The sequence below is a fragment of the Pseudonocardia abyssalis genome, assembly GCF_019263705.2.
In the GTDB taxonomy this organism is placed as follows: domain Bacteria; phylum Actinomycetota; class Actinomycetes; order Mycobacteriales; family Pseudonocardiaceae; genus Pseudonocardia; species Pseudonocardia abyssalis.
In genome coordinates this window covers 349,090-364,066 of record NZ_JADQDK010000001.1, presented here as the reverse complement: position 1 = coordinate 364,066, position 14,977 = coordinate 349,090, and the positions used below count along the sequence as shown (strand labels likewise).

12 protein-coding genes are annotated in these 14,977 nt (G+C 74.0%); 6 read left to right on the top strand and 6 right to left on the bottom strand.

Annotated elements, in window-relative coordinates:
- Positions 1–8 precede the first annotated feature (8 nt).
- The gene (locus I4I81_RS01730) at positions 9–1,280 is read left to right on the top strand and encodes a patatin-like phospholipase family protein (protein ID WP_218601608.1); all 1,272 of its coding nucleotides are present in this window, start codon (positions 9–11) and stop codon (positions 1,278–1,280) included.
- 7 nt (positions 1,281–1,287) lie between these two features.
- Here the strand turns inward: I4I81_RS01730 and I4I81_RS01725 are convergent, their stop codons facing one another.
- Positions 1,288–2,370, bottom strand: a complete 1,083-nt coding sequence (locus tag I4I81_RS01725) for a calcium-binding protein (protein WP_218601609.1) — start codon at positions 2,368–2,370, stop codon at positions 1,288–1,290.
- 139 nt (positions 2,371–2,509) lie between these two features.
- A complete protein-coding gene (locus I4I81_RS01720; RefSeq protein ID WP_218601610.1) occupies positions 2,510–4,774 on the bottom strand; it encodes a thiamine pyrophosphate-binding protein in 2,265 nt (754 codons plus the stop codon).
- A 98-nt stretch (positions 4,775–4,872) separates the two neighbouring features.
- Between I4I81_RS01720 and I4I81_RS01715 the strand changes: the two genes are divergently transcribed.
- Together I4I81_RS01715 and I4I81_RS01710 are read left to right on the top strand one after the other, a co-directional pair.
- The gene (locus I4I81_RS01715; protein WP_372453532.1) at positions 4,873–5,334 is read left to right on the top strand and encodes an Lrp/AsnC family transcriptional regulator; all 462 of its coding nucleotides are present in this window, start codon (positions 4,873–4,875) and stop codon (positions 5,332–5,334) included.
- A gap of 153 nt (positions 5,335–5,487) precedes the next feature.
- Positions 5,488–7,212, top strand: coding sequence for a BCCT family transporter (locus tag I4I81_RS01710; protein ID WP_218601612.1), 1,725 nt, complete (start codon positions 5,488–5,490; stop codon positions 7,210–7,212).
- On the opposite strand, the gene I4I81_RS01705 is transcribed toward I4I81_RS01710, so the two are convergent.
- Both I4I81_RS01705 and I4I81_RS01700 read right to left on the bottom strand, forming a co-directional pair.
- Positions 7,209–8,165, bottom strand: coding sequence for an NADPH:quinone oxidoreductase family protein (locus tag I4I81_RS01705; RefSeq protein ID WP_218601613.1), 957 nt, complete (start codon positions 8,163–8,165; stop codon positions 7,209–7,211). The two genes, I4I81_RS01710 and I4I81_RS01705, sit on opposite strands and share 4 nt — an antisense overlap.
- 70 nt (positions 8,166–8,235) lie before the next feature.
- A complete protein-coding gene (locus I4I81_RS01700; protein ID WP_218601614.1) occupies positions 8,236–8,538 on the bottom strand; it encodes a hypothetical protein in 303 nt (100 codons plus the stop codon).
- 82 nt (positions 8,539–8,620) lie between these two features.
- Between I4I81_RS01700 and I4I81_RS01695 the strand changes: the two genes are divergently transcribed.
- Positions 8,621–9,199, top strand: a complete 579-nt coding sequence (locus tag I4I81_RS01695) for a class I SAM-dependent methyltransferase (protein WP_226363686.1) — start codon at positions 8,621–8,623, stop codon at positions 9,197–9,199.
- Between the two features lie 52 nt (positions 9,200–9,251).
- A complete protein-coding gene (locus I4I81_RS01690) occupies positions 9,252–10,910 on the top strand; it encodes a hypothetical protein (RefSeq protein WP_218601615.1) in 1,659 nt (552 codons plus the stop codon).
- 21 nt (positions 10,911–10,931) lie between these two features.
- Here the strand turns inward: I4I81_RS01690 and I4I81_RS01685 are convergent, their stop codons facing one another.
- Positions 10,932–12,410 carry a serine/threonine-protein kinase gene (locus tag I4I81_RS01685; protein WP_218615752.1) on the bottom strand — a complete coding sequence of 493 codons (1,479 nt, stop codon included), beginning with the start codon at positions 12,408–12,410 and terminating at the stop codon, positions 10,932–10,934.
- Positions 12,411–12,480: 70 nt separating this feature from the next.
- On the opposite strand from I4I81_RS01685, the gene I4I81_RS01680 reads away from it, so the two are divergent.
- Positions 12,481–13,464, top strand: a complete 984-nt coding sequence (locus I4I81_RS01680; protein WP_218606271.1) for an alpha/beta fold hydrolase — start codon at positions 12,481–12,483, stop codon at positions 13,462–13,464.
- Here the strand turns inward: I4I81_RS01680 and I4I81_RS01675 are convergent.
- Positions 13,385–14,977 carry a serine/threonine-protein kinase gene (locus I4I81_RS01675; RefSeq protein ID WP_226363685.1) on the bottom strand — a complete coding sequence of 531 codons (1,593 nt, stop codon included), beginning with the start codon at positions 14,975–14,977 and terminating at the stop codon, positions 13,385–13,387. The two genes, I4I81_RS01680 and I4I81_RS01675, sit on opposite strands and share 80 nt — an antisense overlap.

Here is a 14,977-nt window from a genome sequence, read left to right as displayed (position 1 = left end):
ACGGGCGCATGACACCAGCGCCCGTCCGCGTCGCCATCGCCTGCCAGGGCGGCGGCAGCCACACCGCGTTCACCGCCGGTGTGCTGTCGCGCCTGCTGAGCTCCCCCGAGCTGGCCGGCCGGGAGGTCGTCGGGATCAGCGGCACCTCCGGCGGGGCCATCTGCGCGACGGTGGCGTGGGCGGCGCTGCGCGAGGGCCGACGTCACGAGGCCGGCGCGCGCCTGACCGCGTTCTGGGAGGACAACTCCGCCCGGTGGCCGCTGGACAAGCTGCTCAACGCGACGCTGGTGTCGACGGCCCTGTGGCAGAGCGTGGGTCTGCTGCCGTCGGTCAGCCCGTACCTGGTCCCGCGGTGGCTCGACGGGTCCGGGACCTTCACGCGGCTGCTCCGCAAGCACATCGACTTCGACGCGCTGAGCGTCGACCGCGACGGCGTCGAGCCGATGCTCGCCCTCGGGGCGGTCGACGTCGTGTCCGGGAGGTTCCGTGCGTTCTGCAACCGGCGCGAGCGGATCACCCCGGACATGGTGCTCGCCTCGGCCGCGATCCCCCAGTTGTTCAAGGCCGTGCACATCGGCGACGGCGTCTACTGGGACGGACTGTTCTCGCAGAACCCGCCCACCGCCGACCTGCTCGAGGCCGCGCCGGACGAGCTGTGGGTCATCCAGATCAACCCGAGCGAGAGCCGCGAGCCCCGGACGGTGCTCGACATCAGCGACCGCCGCAACGAGCTCGCCGGCAACATCTCGCTCTACCAGGAGCTGAACTCGATCGAGCGCGTCGACCAGCTGCTGGAGAGCGGGATGCTGTCACCGGGCGCGGGCTACAAGAAGGTCCGGGTGCGGGTGATCGAGCTGTCCCGCTCGGTCCTGCCCCGGTGGCTCGGCTCGGCGTCCAAGACCGACCGCAGCCCGCGGTTCCTGCGCCGCCTGATCGCGCACGGCGAGGAGCGGGCCGACCGCTTCCTCGCTGCGCTGCGCTTCGAGCAGGCGTGGCGCGACGGCGACCTCGGCGCCGTCGGCTCGATGTTCACCGACGACGCCGAGCTGATGAGCAGCTACCCGTTCCCCCGGTCCGGCACGGATCTGCGCGGCTACGTCGCCCGCTGGTTCGACGGCCCGATCACGGTCGACAGCGACCGCAAGCAGGTCGCCGGCGACGACGTCATCTGGACGGTGCGGCTCCCCGCCGGTGACGACCGACCGATCACCTACGGCCGGGCGACCGCGACGTTCGACGGGGACCGCGTCTCCGCGCTGCGCCTGGGCCCGATGGACTGAGACCCGGTCAGAGACGCGTCTCGCAGTTGCGGAGCACGTCGGCGGAGTCGGCGCGCACGGTGTCCACACCCCCGCCGCAGTCGACGACGTCGACCTCACCGTCGACGGCGGACACCTCGTCGTCGCCCGCGCCGGCCGACACGGTGTCGCGCCCCGCCCCGGGGTCGACGACGTCCGCTCCCGCACCGGTGTCGATCGTGTCGGCGTCGGCCCCGCCCAGCACCTCGTCGCCGCCGTCACCGCTGCGCAGGACGTCGCGACCGGCGCCGCCCAGCACGCAGTCGTTGCCGCCGAGGAGGTCGGCGGTGTCGTTGCCGGCGAGCAGGTCGACGCGGTCGGCGCCCGCCGTGCCCCGCAGGACGTCGGCACCCGCGGTGCCGGTCCGGCCAGGGGTGGGTGCGGTGTCGCACGCGGTGACCGGGACGGGCTCGAAGTCGTAGGTCGTGGTGAGGCCCGCCGAGGAGATGCGGACGGTGTCGAAGCCCCCGGCGATGCCGGCGTCGTTGGCCGAGGTGTCGCCCGCGTTGAGCGCGAGGAGGAACGCGGTGCCGCCGGCGGGCAGGTCGTCGAGGGAGTCGCCGCAGGTCAGGCCCTCGCGGGTCTGGACGGCTGTCGCGGTGGTCGACGGTCCGAGGGTGAGCGTGTGCCATCCGTCCCCGCCGACCGTCGCCACGTAGTCGTAGCGGCACTCGTAGAAGCTCGCAGGCGGCGTCGCGTCCTGGGCGCTGTCGACGTAGACGTTGACGTAGTACTGCTCCGGCGCCTTGTTCCCCGCCGCCGGGTCGATGTAGTAGTCGACGGCCAGCCCGAGCGTCGCGGTCGGCGACGTCGCCACGCGCTGGATGATGAACTTGCTCGCCGCCGGGCTCGCCGCGATCGGCCCGAACCGCACCGCTCCCGCGCCGCTGGTCGACGGTCCGGCCTGGAACGCCGTGGTCGTGTCGTTCGGCGCCGGCGCGATCGACCAGCCCTTCAGGTCCTCCGGCGTGACGACCACCGTGGTGGCGGCCTGGGCCGCCGTCGCCGGTACGAGCAGGAGTGCGGCGACAGCGGTGGTGATCAGTCCGGTGCGAGCTCGGGTCGAGAGCATGGCGGTGACTCCAGGTGACGGGGCGGCGACGACGTGTCGACCTGGATTCGAGGCGATCATGCAGCCTGTTACGACTGAGCGGCTCAGTTCACTCGCCTGAATGGCCCCCATTGACAGACCTTGATCACTCCCTGACGTCTCACTCCACGACGTCGAGCGCGGCGCCGACGATGCTGTCGGCGTCGAGACCGTGGTGGCGGAACACCGACTCCAGGTCACCGGACTGGCCGAACCGGGAGACGCCCAGGTGCGTGGCGGGGACGCGGTTGATCCCGGCCAGGAACGCGAGCGTGTGCGGGTGCCCGTCCAGGACCGTCACCAGCGGTGCGGCGCGACGGGCCGGGAACGCCGCGTCGAGGATCCAGGTGTCGGCGTCACCGCGTCCCGCGCGCGCCTGCACGGCATCGAAGACGAGCCCGGGGCTCGTCACGCAGACGACGTCGCAGGGGTGGCCCTGCGACTCGAGGCGCTCCGCCGCGGCGAGGGCCTCGGGCACGACCGCGCCCATCACCGCGATCGTGACCGCGGGTGTGGACGCGGCGCGGCGCAGCGGGTAGGCCCCCGCGACGACCTGGCGGCGGCGGCGCTCCCGCGCGGCCGCGTCGGAGGGCATCGCGGCGAGCGACTGGTCGACCGGGCGCGTGGAGAGCCGCAGGTACGCCGAGCGCCCGCCGGGGCGGCCGAGCCGGGCCAGCGACGCCAGCAGCGTCCACTCGACGTCGATCGCGAACGCGGGCTCGTAGCTGGTGCAGTCCGGCTGCTCCAGGCCCACCGACGGCGTGGTGATCGACTGGTGCGCCCCGCCCTCCGGTGCGAGCGCGACCCCGGACGGCGTGCCGACCAGGATCGACTGCCCGCCGGCGTACATCCCGAACGACCACGGCTCCAGCGCGCGCTCGACGAACGGGTCGTAGAGGACCCCGATCGGCAGCAGCGGGGTGCCCCAGCGGCTCCACGTGGCACCCAGCTCACCGAGCAGCCCGACCAGGTTGGTCTCGGCGATGCCCAGCTCCAGGTGCTGGCCGTCGGGGCGCTCGCGCCAGTGCAGGATCGTCTCGGGGTCGTCGGCGAACCAGTCGACCTGTTCGCGCGCGGCCCACACGCCGACCTTGTTCACCCAGCCGCCGAGGTTCGTCGAGCTCGACACGTCCGGGCACAGCGTGACGACCTGCTTCGCCGCCTCCGGGGCGGCGCGGGTGAGGTCGAGCAGCGCACGCCCGAGCGCGGCCTGCGTGGTGGCCGTGCCGGACGGGGTGCGCCCGATGTCGGTGGGCAGCGGTGGGACCGCCGCGACGGTGACGGGCTCGCGCCGCAGCCGCTCCCCCACCTCCGCGCACATCTCGGCGGCCGCACCGGCGGGCAGCGGGGCCCACGGTGCGTCGACGTCGGCGCCGACCGAGGCGGCCAGCTCCGCGAACTGCTCGTGGGTGAGCAGCGAGGAGTGGTTCTGCGGGTGGCCCTCACTCGCCAGGCCGTGCCCCTTGACGGTGTAGGCGAACACGACGGTGGGGCGGGTGTCGTCGATCGCGGCGAACGCGGTGCGCAGCGCACTGAGGTCGTGGCCGCCGAGGTTGCGGATCGCGGCGTGCAGCGTGGGGTCGTCGAGGCCGGCGACGAGCTCCGCGAGCTTCGCGTCCTCACCCGGGAGCCGTTCGCGCAGCTGGGCGGGGGTGCAGCGCAGCAGTCGCTGGTACTCCGGGTTGGGCATCTCGTCGATCCGGGCGCGCAGCACGTCACCGCCGGGGCGGGTGAACAGCTCGTCGAGCAGGGCGCCGTACTTGACGGTGAGGACCTGCCAGCCCGCGGCGTCGAACATGCCCTGCAGGCGGGTGGCGCCGATGTTGGGGACGACGCGGTCGAGGCTCTGCCGGTTCAGGTCGACGATCCAGACGACCTCGCCGAGCTCGCCGACCATCGGGTCGAGGACGGCCTCCCAGCAGGCGCCCTCGTCGAGCTCCGCGTCGCCGACCAGGGAGTACTGGCGGCCCTCGCCTGCGCGGACGTAGCGGCGGGCGATCGCGCCCCAGATCGGGGCGGTCGCGCCGATGCCGACGGACCCCGTGGAGTAGTCGACGGGGTCGGGGTCCTTGGACCGGCTCGGGTAGCTCTGCAGGCCGCCGAACTCGCGCAGCGTCTCCAGCTTCTCCGCGGACAGCTCGCCGAGCAGGTGGTTGATGGCGTGCAGGACCGGCGAGGCGTGCGGCTTGACCGACACCCGGTCCTCGCGGCGCAGGTGCTCGAACCACAGCGCGGTCATGATCGTCACCATCGACGCGCTCGACGCCTGGTGCCCGCCGACCTTCAGCCCGCCCGGGTTGGGCCGCACCCGGTTCGCGTGGTGCACGATCGCGGTGGCCAGCCACAGGACCCGCTGCTCGATGGTGCGCAGGACGTCGTCGCTCATCCGTCCACTGCACCACCGGGGCGAGGTGTGCACAACCCAGGCCGTTCACGCCGAGCAGAATGCTCGCTTCCGACTCGATACCGGGCAGAATGCCCGGTATGGATGCCACCGACGCCCGCCTGCTGCAGGCCCTCACCGAGTCCCCCCGCGCCTCGGTGCTCGCGTTGGCGCAGCGGCTCGGGATCTCCCGCAACACCGTGCAGGCGCGGCTGGCCGGGCTGGAGGCGCGCGGCGTACTCGGTTCCTTCGAGCGGCGGATCGACCCGTCCGCGCTCGGCTACCCGCTCACCGCGTTCGTCTCGGTGCAGCTGGTGCAGCAACGACTGGCCGAGGTGGCCGACGCCCTGGAACGGGTCCCCGAGGTCGTCGAGGTGCTGGGACTCTCCGGCGAGGCCGACCTGCTGTGCCAGGTCGTCGCCCGCGACGCCGACGACCTCTACCGCATCGCCGGACAGCTCCTGGCGACCGACGGGGTGGAGCGCACGACCACGTCGCTGGTGATGCGCCGGCTCGTGGAGCACCGGCTCGGACCGCTGCTGGAGCGGATCAGCGGCATGTGACAACCGCGCGGCGATCCTGCTCCTGCGGTTGACGCTTCCGGTGACCGGGGCGGACCGTGTCGTGAACGACCGAATGGTCCGTCCGGGAGACTCCGGACGGGCGCAGGACACGAGCTGTGAGGGGGAGGCCCCGTTCCACCGGGGCCGACGACGATGACCATTCAGGAGACACCGCACAGCGAGGAGCCCGTCTCGGACGGGCCACCCTCCGACACCCCGGCGACCGCGGCCGCCGACCAACGCCACCCCGTCGACCGCGTGATCTTCGGCATCGCCGCCGTGCTGGTGATCGCGTTCATCGTCTGGGGCGCGTCGTCCACCGACACGCTCAGCGCCGTCGCCTCGAACGTCCTCACCGGCATCATGAACGCCGGCGGCTGGGCGTTCGTGCTGGCCGCGAGCGGGTTCGTGGTGTTCGCGCTCTACCTGGCGTTCAGCCGGTTCGGCAAGATCCCGCTGGGCCGCGACGACGAGGGGCCGGAGTTCCGGACCGTGTCGTGGATCGCGATGATGTTCAGCGCGGGCATGGGCATCGGCCTCATGTTCTACGGGGTGAGCGAGCCGCTGTCGCACTTCACCTCTCCCCCGCCCGGCACGGTCGCCGCGGGTGACCCGGCGGCTCTCGACATCGCCATGGCCACCACGCTGTTCCACTGGACGCTGCACCCGTGGGCCATCTACGCCGTGGTCGGTCTCGCGATCGCCTACTCCACGTTCCGCCGCGGCCGCCGCCAGCTGATCAGCTCGGCGTTCGCGCCGCTGCTGGGCGAGAAGCGCACCGAGGGCCCGCTGGGCAAGGCCATCGACGTCCTCGCGATCTTCGCGACGCTGTTCGGCTCGGCCGCCTCGCTCGGCCTGGGCGCCCTGCAGATCGGCGCGGGCCTGCAGATCAACGGCTTCCCCGTCCCCGACGCGATCAAGCCGCTGCTCGTGGGGATCATCGCGGTGCTGACGATCGCGTTCGTCTGCTCGGCCGTCACCGGTGTCGCGAAGGGCATCCAGTGGCTGTCCAACATCAACATGGTGCTGGCGGGCGTGCTCGCCGTCGTCGTGTTCGTCGGCGGCCCGACGATCCTGATCCTCAACCTGCTGCCCACCGCGATCGGCGACTACGTCGGCAACCTCTCCGAGATGGCCTCGCGCACCGCGGCCAACGGCGGCGACCCGACGGCCGAGTGGCTGGCCGGCTGGACCGTCTTCTACTGGGCGTGGTGGATCTCCTGGACGCCGTTCGTCGGCATGTTCATCGCCCGGATCAGCCGCGGGCGCTCGATCCGCCAGTTCGTCACCGGCGTCATCCTCATCCCGAGCGCCGTGTCCCTGGTCTGGTTCGCGATCTTCGGCGGGGCGGCGATCGACCAGCAGCGCTCCGTCGACCCGACCGGCACCCTCGGCCTCGCGTCGCAGTCGACCGAGGGCCAGCTGTTCGGGCTCCTCGGCTCGATGCCGGGCGGCAGCTTCCTCAGCATCCTCGCGATGGTGCTGATCGCGATCTTCTTCGTCTCCGGGGCCGACGCCGCGTCCGTCGTCATGGGCACGCTGTCCTCGCGCGGCTCGATCGAGCCCGCCCGCTGGGTGGTGATCTTCTGGGGCATCGTGATGGGCGGCATCGCGATCATCATGTTGATCGTGAGCCCGGGCAACGAGGCACTGCAGGGCATCCAGAACATCACGATCATCATGGCCGCGCCGTTCGCGATCGTGATGGTGGCGCTGTGCGTCGCACTCACCAAGGACCTGCGCAACGACCCCCTGATGCGGCGCGACGTCCGCTCCCAGGAGGCCGTCGAGCAGGCGGTGGACTACGGCACCCAGAACTACGGTGACGCCTTCCACCTGTCGGTGAAGAAGCTGCCCGCCGACAAGGCGGAGAGCTAGAGCTCCAGCACGACCTTGCCGGTGACGCGGCGCTCGTCGATCGTGACGAGCGCCGCGTCCGCCTCGTCCAGGGGGAACCTCGCGCTGATGATCGGGTCGAGCGCGCCGGAGCGCAGGTGCGGCTCCAGGTCGGCCCACTGCTCCGCGACGTAGCCGGGACGGCCGAGGGCGAACGCACCCCATCCGACGCCGACGACGTCGACGTTGTTGAGCAGCAGCCGGTTGACCTTCACCGTGGGGATGTCCCCCGCGGTGAAGCCGACGACGAGCAGCCGGCCCTCGGGGCGCAGGCAGCGCAGGGAGTCGGTGAAGCGGTCGCCGCCCACCGGGTCGACGACGAGGTCGACGCCGCCGAGCTCCTTGACCGCGTCGCGGAAGCCCTCGACGAGCACCGCGTGCGTCGCCCCGGCCGCGCGGGCGACCTCGGCCTTCTCCGGCGTCGAGACGACGGCGACCACCTCGGCACCCAGCGCGGCCGCGAGCTGGACGCACGCGGTGCCGACGCCGCCCGCCGCGCCCTGCACGAGCACCCGCTGCCCGGCCTCGAGGTGGCCACGGCGGCGCAGGGCGAACTGCGCGGTGAGGTAGTTCATCGGCAGGCACGCGCCCGCGGCGAAGGTGACCTCGTCGGGGAGCGGGAAGACGTGACCGGCGTGCACGGCCGCCACCTCGGCGAACGCGCCGATGGTGGTGAACGCCGACACGCGGTCGCCCGCCCGGACGGAGGCCCCGTCCGGCGCCTCGCGCACGACCCCGGCGATCTCCGAGCCCAGGGTGAACGGCGGGTCGGGCTTGTACTGGTAGAGCCCCTTGCTCTGCAGGACGTCGGGGAAGTTGACGCCCGCGGCGCGCACGTCGATCAGGATCTGGTCGGCCCCGCGCTGCGGCTCCGGGACCTCCCGCACCTCCACCGCCGCCGGACCCTCCAGCCGCACCACCTGCACTGCACGCACGCGCCACCTCCGCTTCGTCGACGGCCATCCCACCACAGCACGGGGGCCCGCCCACGAGTCGTGCGGGACCTCAGGCGGGGACTCCGTCGCCGTAGTGGGCGGAGTGGCGGGAGCGGGTGAGTTCGTCGACCAGCGCGATCACCCAGCCGTCGACGCGCTGCTGGACGCGTTCGAGGCCGTCGAGCTCGCACGCGAGGTCCAGGGCGTGCCCCTCTCCCCCGTCGAGGGCCCGGCGCAGGTCGCCGCGCACGCGTTCGATCCGGGCGCGGCAGCCGTCGGCGGTCTCGACGTGGGCGTCGAGGCGGGTGCGCTGGTCGTCGGAGATCCCGGACGGGACCGAGGCGACGAGCTGCTCGAGGCGGTGTGGGTGCACGGATCTCCCCCTGCTGTGATCGTGGACACAGCAGACGCTAGACACCCCCGGCCGTTCACGGAAGGCCCCTACCGTCCGCGCCGTGGCGTACCTGAACGACACCGCCCTGTTCCTCCGCGAGTTCGCCCGCGACCCACTGCACACCGCCGCGGTGGCGCCCAGCTCGTCGGCGCTGGCCAGGGCCATGGTGGCCCCCGTCCCCGCGGACGCGACGGTGGTCGAGCTCGGCCCGGGCACCGGCGCGTTCACCCGCGCGCTCCGGGAACGGGATCCCGCACGGCACGTCGCCGTCGAGCTCAACCCGCGCTGGGCGAGGTTGATCACACGGCGGCACCCGGGCGTCGACGTCGCCCTGGCCGACGCCCGCACGCTGCCCGCGCTGCTCGCCGAGCGGGGCATCTCGAGGGTGGACGCCGTGGTCAGCGGCCTGCCATGGGTCGCCTACGCCGACGGATCACTGCACCGGGTGATCGCCGACGCGCTCGCCCCCACGGGTGTGTTCACCCAGTTCGCCTACTCCGCGACGCGCTGGGCCCCGCCCGCCCGGCGACAGCTCGCCGACCTCCGGACGCACTTCGCGCAGGTCGTCACCACGCCGGTCGTCTGGCGGAACCTGCCGCCCGCCGTGGTCCACGAGGCACGCACGCCGCTCCGCCGATGAGTCACCCCACCCCCGTCGATCGGCCCGACGGGGCAGTGCCAAGGTGGGTCGAGTGCGACTCGTATTCGGCCCGGAGGACGTGGAGGTCTACGCCGCTGCCCGCGACCGGCTGCGGCTGCACATCGTCGCCTGGGCGCGGCGCCGGAGCATCGAGGTCGAACCCGCCCTCGTCGCGGCCGCACTGGACCACAAGCACGGCGTCGACGGCCGGCTCGGCCACTGGACCCGCGCCCACGTCGCCGATGCGCTCGCCGTCTGGTTCCCCCGCACGGTCGCGCTGCGCGACGACGACCGCGACGCCGTCCCCGTGGCCCTGCACGCCCTGATCGGTTTCCTCGCCGAGCACGACTGGCTCGACTCGCGCTCCGCCCCGGCCGCGGAGCTGCACGCGCAGGTCGACGGGTCCACCCCCGCCCTGCACGACGCCCTGGACGACGAGCGCAACCACGACCTCGGCACCTTCTGGGCCGTGCAGATGCTGCGCCACGACGTGCCGACCGGGGACGCGTCGGCCGTCACCCGGTTCCTGGAGCAGGTCGACCGCGGCGAGCTGGAGATCGACCGGGCCGCGCTCGCGGAGATCACCAGCCGCCAGCGGATCCCCGAGCAGACCCCGCCGCCCCCGCTGCTGCCGGTGCTGCTGCCCGGGGCGGCGCAGCTGCTCGCCGCGGCCGACTCCTCGGTCGCGCTGTCCCGCCTGCGCGCGTTCACCCGCTGGGTGCGGGCCGGGCGAGCGGTCACCCGCGAGGGGCGGCTGCTGCTCGGCGACGCCCGCTCCGTCGCCGAGCAGCTCGACCTCGACCACTTCTCCCGCGCCCGCGCCCGCACCAGCGACGACCTCCCCGAGATCACGCTGCTGCTGACGTGGGCGAAGCAGGCCCGGCTGGTGCGCGTCGTCAACGGGCGGCTGGTGCAGGTCAAGAGCGCGGCCCCGCTGCTGAGCAGGCCGATCGAGCTGTGGCGCCGCGCCTTCGAGGCCGTCGGGCGGATCGGTGAGCACTTCGGCGGCAGCAACGTGTTCGGCGCGCCGTCGCTGTTCGGGATGAGCCTGGGCGAGGCGCTGCCGATCCTGCTGCACCAGCTCTACGCGGCGGGCGGTGACCCGATCCCGGTCGAGCGCTTCCACAAGGCGGTCCGCGAGACCGTCAACCGGCGGATGGGGTGCGTCGTCGACGACCTGGCCGGTGACGTCGAGCAGCGGCTGTGGCGCCGCGACGTCACCGCCCTGCTCGACGCACTGGAGCTGCTCGGCGCCGTACACCTCTCGGAGAGCCTCGACACCGACGACCACGAGGAGCTCGCGGAGCTCGCCGGCCGCGACGACCCCGACCCGACCTGGGTGGAGCTGACGCCGATCGGGCTGTGGGCGGTGCACGAGGTGCTCGTCGACTCCGGGGTGCACGTGCCGCTGGTCGGCGAGCTGGCCGACGAGGACGTCGAGTACGTCTGCGTCCGGATGGCCCGTGCGCGCCCCGAGGTGGCCGACGCCGAGCTGGCCGCGTGGGTCACCGCCCGGCCGGGGCGGGCCGCCGCGCAGGAGCTCATGCGCTTCCTGAACCGGGTGGAGGAGCCGCGGCACCGGGACCTGGCCCTGCGGGCACTCGCCCGCACCGGCAGCCCCGCCCGCGAGCGCAGCAGGCGCGCGCACCGGCCGGTGGCGACCGGCACCCAGCCGCGGGTCGAGTGCGACGCGCGGGCGCGCCGACCCTGATCCCTGACCCGGCGCGCCGGGTCAGGGGCGCCCGGTCGTCCGGCGGGTCCGACGCCGCCAGAACGTGAGCGCCCACAGCCCGTAGACGCCGAGCGTGGCGACGACGATCGCCGTGCCCGACTCCGCGAGGCCGAGCCCGAGCGCCACCAGGAACACCGCCACGAGGACGACCGGGAGGGTGAGGACGAGCAGGGTCGTGGTGCGGCCGGAGCCCCAGCGGCGCGGACGGAGCGCACCGGCCGTCAGCGTGCCGAAGAGGGTGCCGCTCAGCGTCCAGAACAGCAGGCCGGTCTCGAAGGAGACGTTCTCCAGCACCAGGACGTGCGCGAGCGCCCCGAGCACGAGGGCCCCGGCCAGTACCGCGCGGCGGGGACGGGGTGGTGGGGTCTCCTCGACGGGCTCCGGGGCCGGCTGCGGCCACGGCGCGCCGGGGTCGGGGATCGAACGGCTCTGGAGAGGGCGGCTCCGCATCGAACGGTCCTGGGCCGGGATGCTCGGGGCCGGGAAGCTCGGGGCCGGACCGCTCGGGACCGGGTGGCCGGCGGCCTGCCCGTTCGGGATCGGGTGGTACGGCGCCGGACCGTCCGGTCCGCCGTCGTGCACGGCCCGACCGGCCGGGGGCGGGGCGGGGTTCCGGGGCGGTCCGGCGGCCGCCGCCACGGGCACCGTCGCGGCGTCCGGCACGGGTGCCGGGTCCAGCGCCGCGCGGGCGTCGGCGGCCAGCGCCCCCGCGGTGGCGTACCGCTCGGCCGGGTCCTTCGCCATCGCCCGCGCCACCACGGCGTCGAGCCCGGCCGGGGCTCCGTGCTCCGACGGGCGCGGCGGGGTGTCGTGCACGTGGGCGTTCATCAGCGCGGCGGGCTCGAGGTCGGGGAACGGGCGGCGTCCGGTCAACGACTCGAACAGCAGGCAGCCGAGTGCGTAGACGTCGGACCGGCCGTCGACCTCCAGGCCGCTGAACCGCTCGGGCGCCATGTAGTCGAGCGTGCCGACGGTGGCGCCGCTGGCCGTGAGCGAACCGCCCGAGGTCTGACGGGCGATGCCGAAGTCACCGAGGTAGGCGAACCGGGGCGTGCTGGGCCGGTCGCGGGTGAGGAACACGTTGGCGGGCTTGACGTCGCGGTGCACCAGACCCGCCTCGTGCGCGGCGTCCAGTGCGCTCGCGACCTGCCCGGTCATCGCGACGGCGGACCCGACGTCGAGCGGTCCGGAGCCGGAGAGGACCGCCGCGAGGTCGTCGCCGTCGACGAAGCGCATGTCGAGGAACAGCTGCCCGTCGATCTCACCGTGCTTGTGGATCGGGACGACGTGCGGGTCGGTGAGCTGCGCGGCCACCAGCGCCTCGCGGCGGAACCGCTGCCGGTACTCCGGATCCGCGGAGAGGTCGACGGTGAGCACCTTGAGGGCGACCGTGCGGGCCAGGTCGGTGTCGAAGGCGCGGAAGACCCGGCCCATCCCGCCCTGCCCGAGCAGGCCGTCGAGCCGGTAGGGACCGAACATCTCCGACACCCCGTGCCTCCGTCCCCGAACCGCCCGGTGGAGCCTACCCGCGCGGGTGCATGATGGCCGGATGCCGCGGATCGATCATGGATTCCCGATCGACGGCGACACCTGCGCGGCCTGGCTGTACCGCCCCGACGGCGACGGGCCGGTCCCCTGCGTCGTGCTCGCGCACGGGTTCGGGATGACCCGCGACTGCCGTCTCGACGCCTGGGCGCAGCGGTTCACCGCAGCCGGGTTCGCCGCGCTGGTCTTCGACTACCGCGGCTTCGGCGACTCCGGCGGCCGGCACCGCCAGGTCCTCGACATCGCCGCACAGCGGGCCGACTGGCGCGCCGCCGTCGCGCACGTCCGGGCCACCGAGGGGGTGGACCCCGACCGCGTCGCGCTGTGGGGCACCTCGTTCAGCGGCGGGCACGTGCTCTCCGTCGCGGCCGACGATCCGCGGATCGCCGCCGTCGTGGCGCAGGTGCCCTTCGTCGACGGTCCGGCGCTGCTGCGCGGGGCAGGAGCGCGCCGCGGGCCACGGGAGCCCGGCGCCCTCGCCGCCCGCGTCCGGCACACCGCCCGGCTGGTCGCGGCCGCCGTGCGCGACGAGCTGCGCGGCCGGCTCGGGCGCGACCCGCTGCTGGTACCCGTGGCGGGCGAGGTCGGCAGCGGGGCGGTGATCGCCGGGCCCGGCGCGGAGCGCGCGATCCGCCATCTCGTGCCCGAGGGCGTCGCGTGGCGCAACGAGGTGGCCGCGCGGATCGCGCTGCGCGTGCCGCTGGACCGGCCGGGGCGCCGCGCGTCGGAGATCGGGTGCCCGCTGCTGGTCGCGGTGTGCGACGGCGACACCGTGACCCCGCCCGGCCCGGCTCTCGCGGTGGTGGCCGCGGCCCCGCGCGGCGAGACCGTCCGGCACGCGTTCACGCACTTCGAGGCCTACGTCGGCGCCGGGTTCGAGGTGCTGTGCACCCAGGAGGTGGAGTTCCTCAGCCGGCACCTGATCGGGCCGGCCGGAACCACAGCGACGCCGCCCACAGCCCGTAGACCACCAACGCCACCACCGTGAAGACGATCCCGGCCGAGGCGTTGTCGGGCGCGTCGCTGGAGTATCCGGTGGGCAGCGCGCCGATCACCAGGGCGAGGAACACGCCGATCGCTACGACCGGGACCGCGACGACGACCAGGGCCACCCGCTGCCCGGGGCCCCACGACGGCTTCCGCCGGTTGTCCACGGCCAGCGTGCCGAACACGATCCCGGACAGCCACATCATCACGAGGATCCCGTTGAGTTCGAACGTGGCCAGTACCAGCAGGTGCAGCAGCGCGCCGATGCCGATCCCGACGATCACGGGCGTCGACGGGGCACGGCGACCCGGCGACCCCGGCCCGAACGACCCCGGCCCCGAGCTCCCGGGCCCCGACGACCGGGCGTCCAGCGGACGGGAGAGACCGGCCGGCGCGGCGTACGCCACCCGGTGCACCGAGCCGAGGGCGTCGCCGGAGCGCACCACCGAGCCCGGGCCGACACCGGGCGTGACCAGCAGCCCGGCCTGCGGGTCGGCGACCGGTCCGCTCCGCCCGTCAGGCATCCGCACGACCATCACGACGGTGCCCGCGACGTAGGGCTGCCCCGGTGCGACGAGCCACCGCTCGACCTGCCCCACCCCGTCCGGGACCTCGAGGCGCAGGGGTTCGGCGCCGCCCGCGGTCGGCGGCGCGGGCGGGGACTTGTCCAGCCGCACGGCCGGCACCTGCCCCGACAGGGCGGCACGGGCCGACTGGGCCAGCTCACCCGCCGTGGCGTAGCGCTGCCCCGGGTCCTTGGCCATTCCGCGTGCGACGACCGCGTCGAGGGCACCGGGCACCGGCCGCGTCGCGGACGGCCGGGGCGGCGCGAGGTTGAGGTGGGCGTTCATCAGTGCGGGCAGCTCGTCGCCGGAGAACGGCTTGCGGGCGGTCAGCGCCTCGTGCAGCAGGCAGGCGAGCGCGTAGACGTCGGCCCGGGCGTCGATCTCGCGGCCCAGGAACCGCTCGGGGGCCATGTAGTCGAGCGTGCCGAGCGTCGTGCCGGTGGCCGTCAGCGTCGACGAGGACGCGCTGCGGGCGATCCCGAAGTCGCCGAGGTAGGCGAAGCGCGGCCCGCCGGGGCGGCCGCGGGTGAGGAACACGTTGGCGGGCTTGACGTCGCGGTGCACCAGACCCGCCTCGTGCGCCGCGTCCAGTGCGCTCGCCACCTGCTCCACGACGCGCACGGCGGACTCGGCGTCGAGCGGGCCGTCGCGGCGCAGCACCTTCGACAGGTCGTCGCCGTCGACGAGGCGCATGTCGAGGAACAGCTGCCCGTCGATCTCTCCGTGGCGGTGGATCGGGACGACGTGCGGGTCGGTGAGCTGCGAGGCGACCTTGGCCTCCCGGCGGAACCGCTGCCGGTACTCCGGGTCGGCCGAGAGGGCGGCGGGCAGCACCTTCAGCGCGACGGGCCGGTCCTGGTCGGTGTCGAACGCGCGGTAGACCCGCCCCATCCCGCCCTGTCCGAGCAGCCCGTCGAGCCGGTACGGCCCGAACATCTCCCCCTCCAC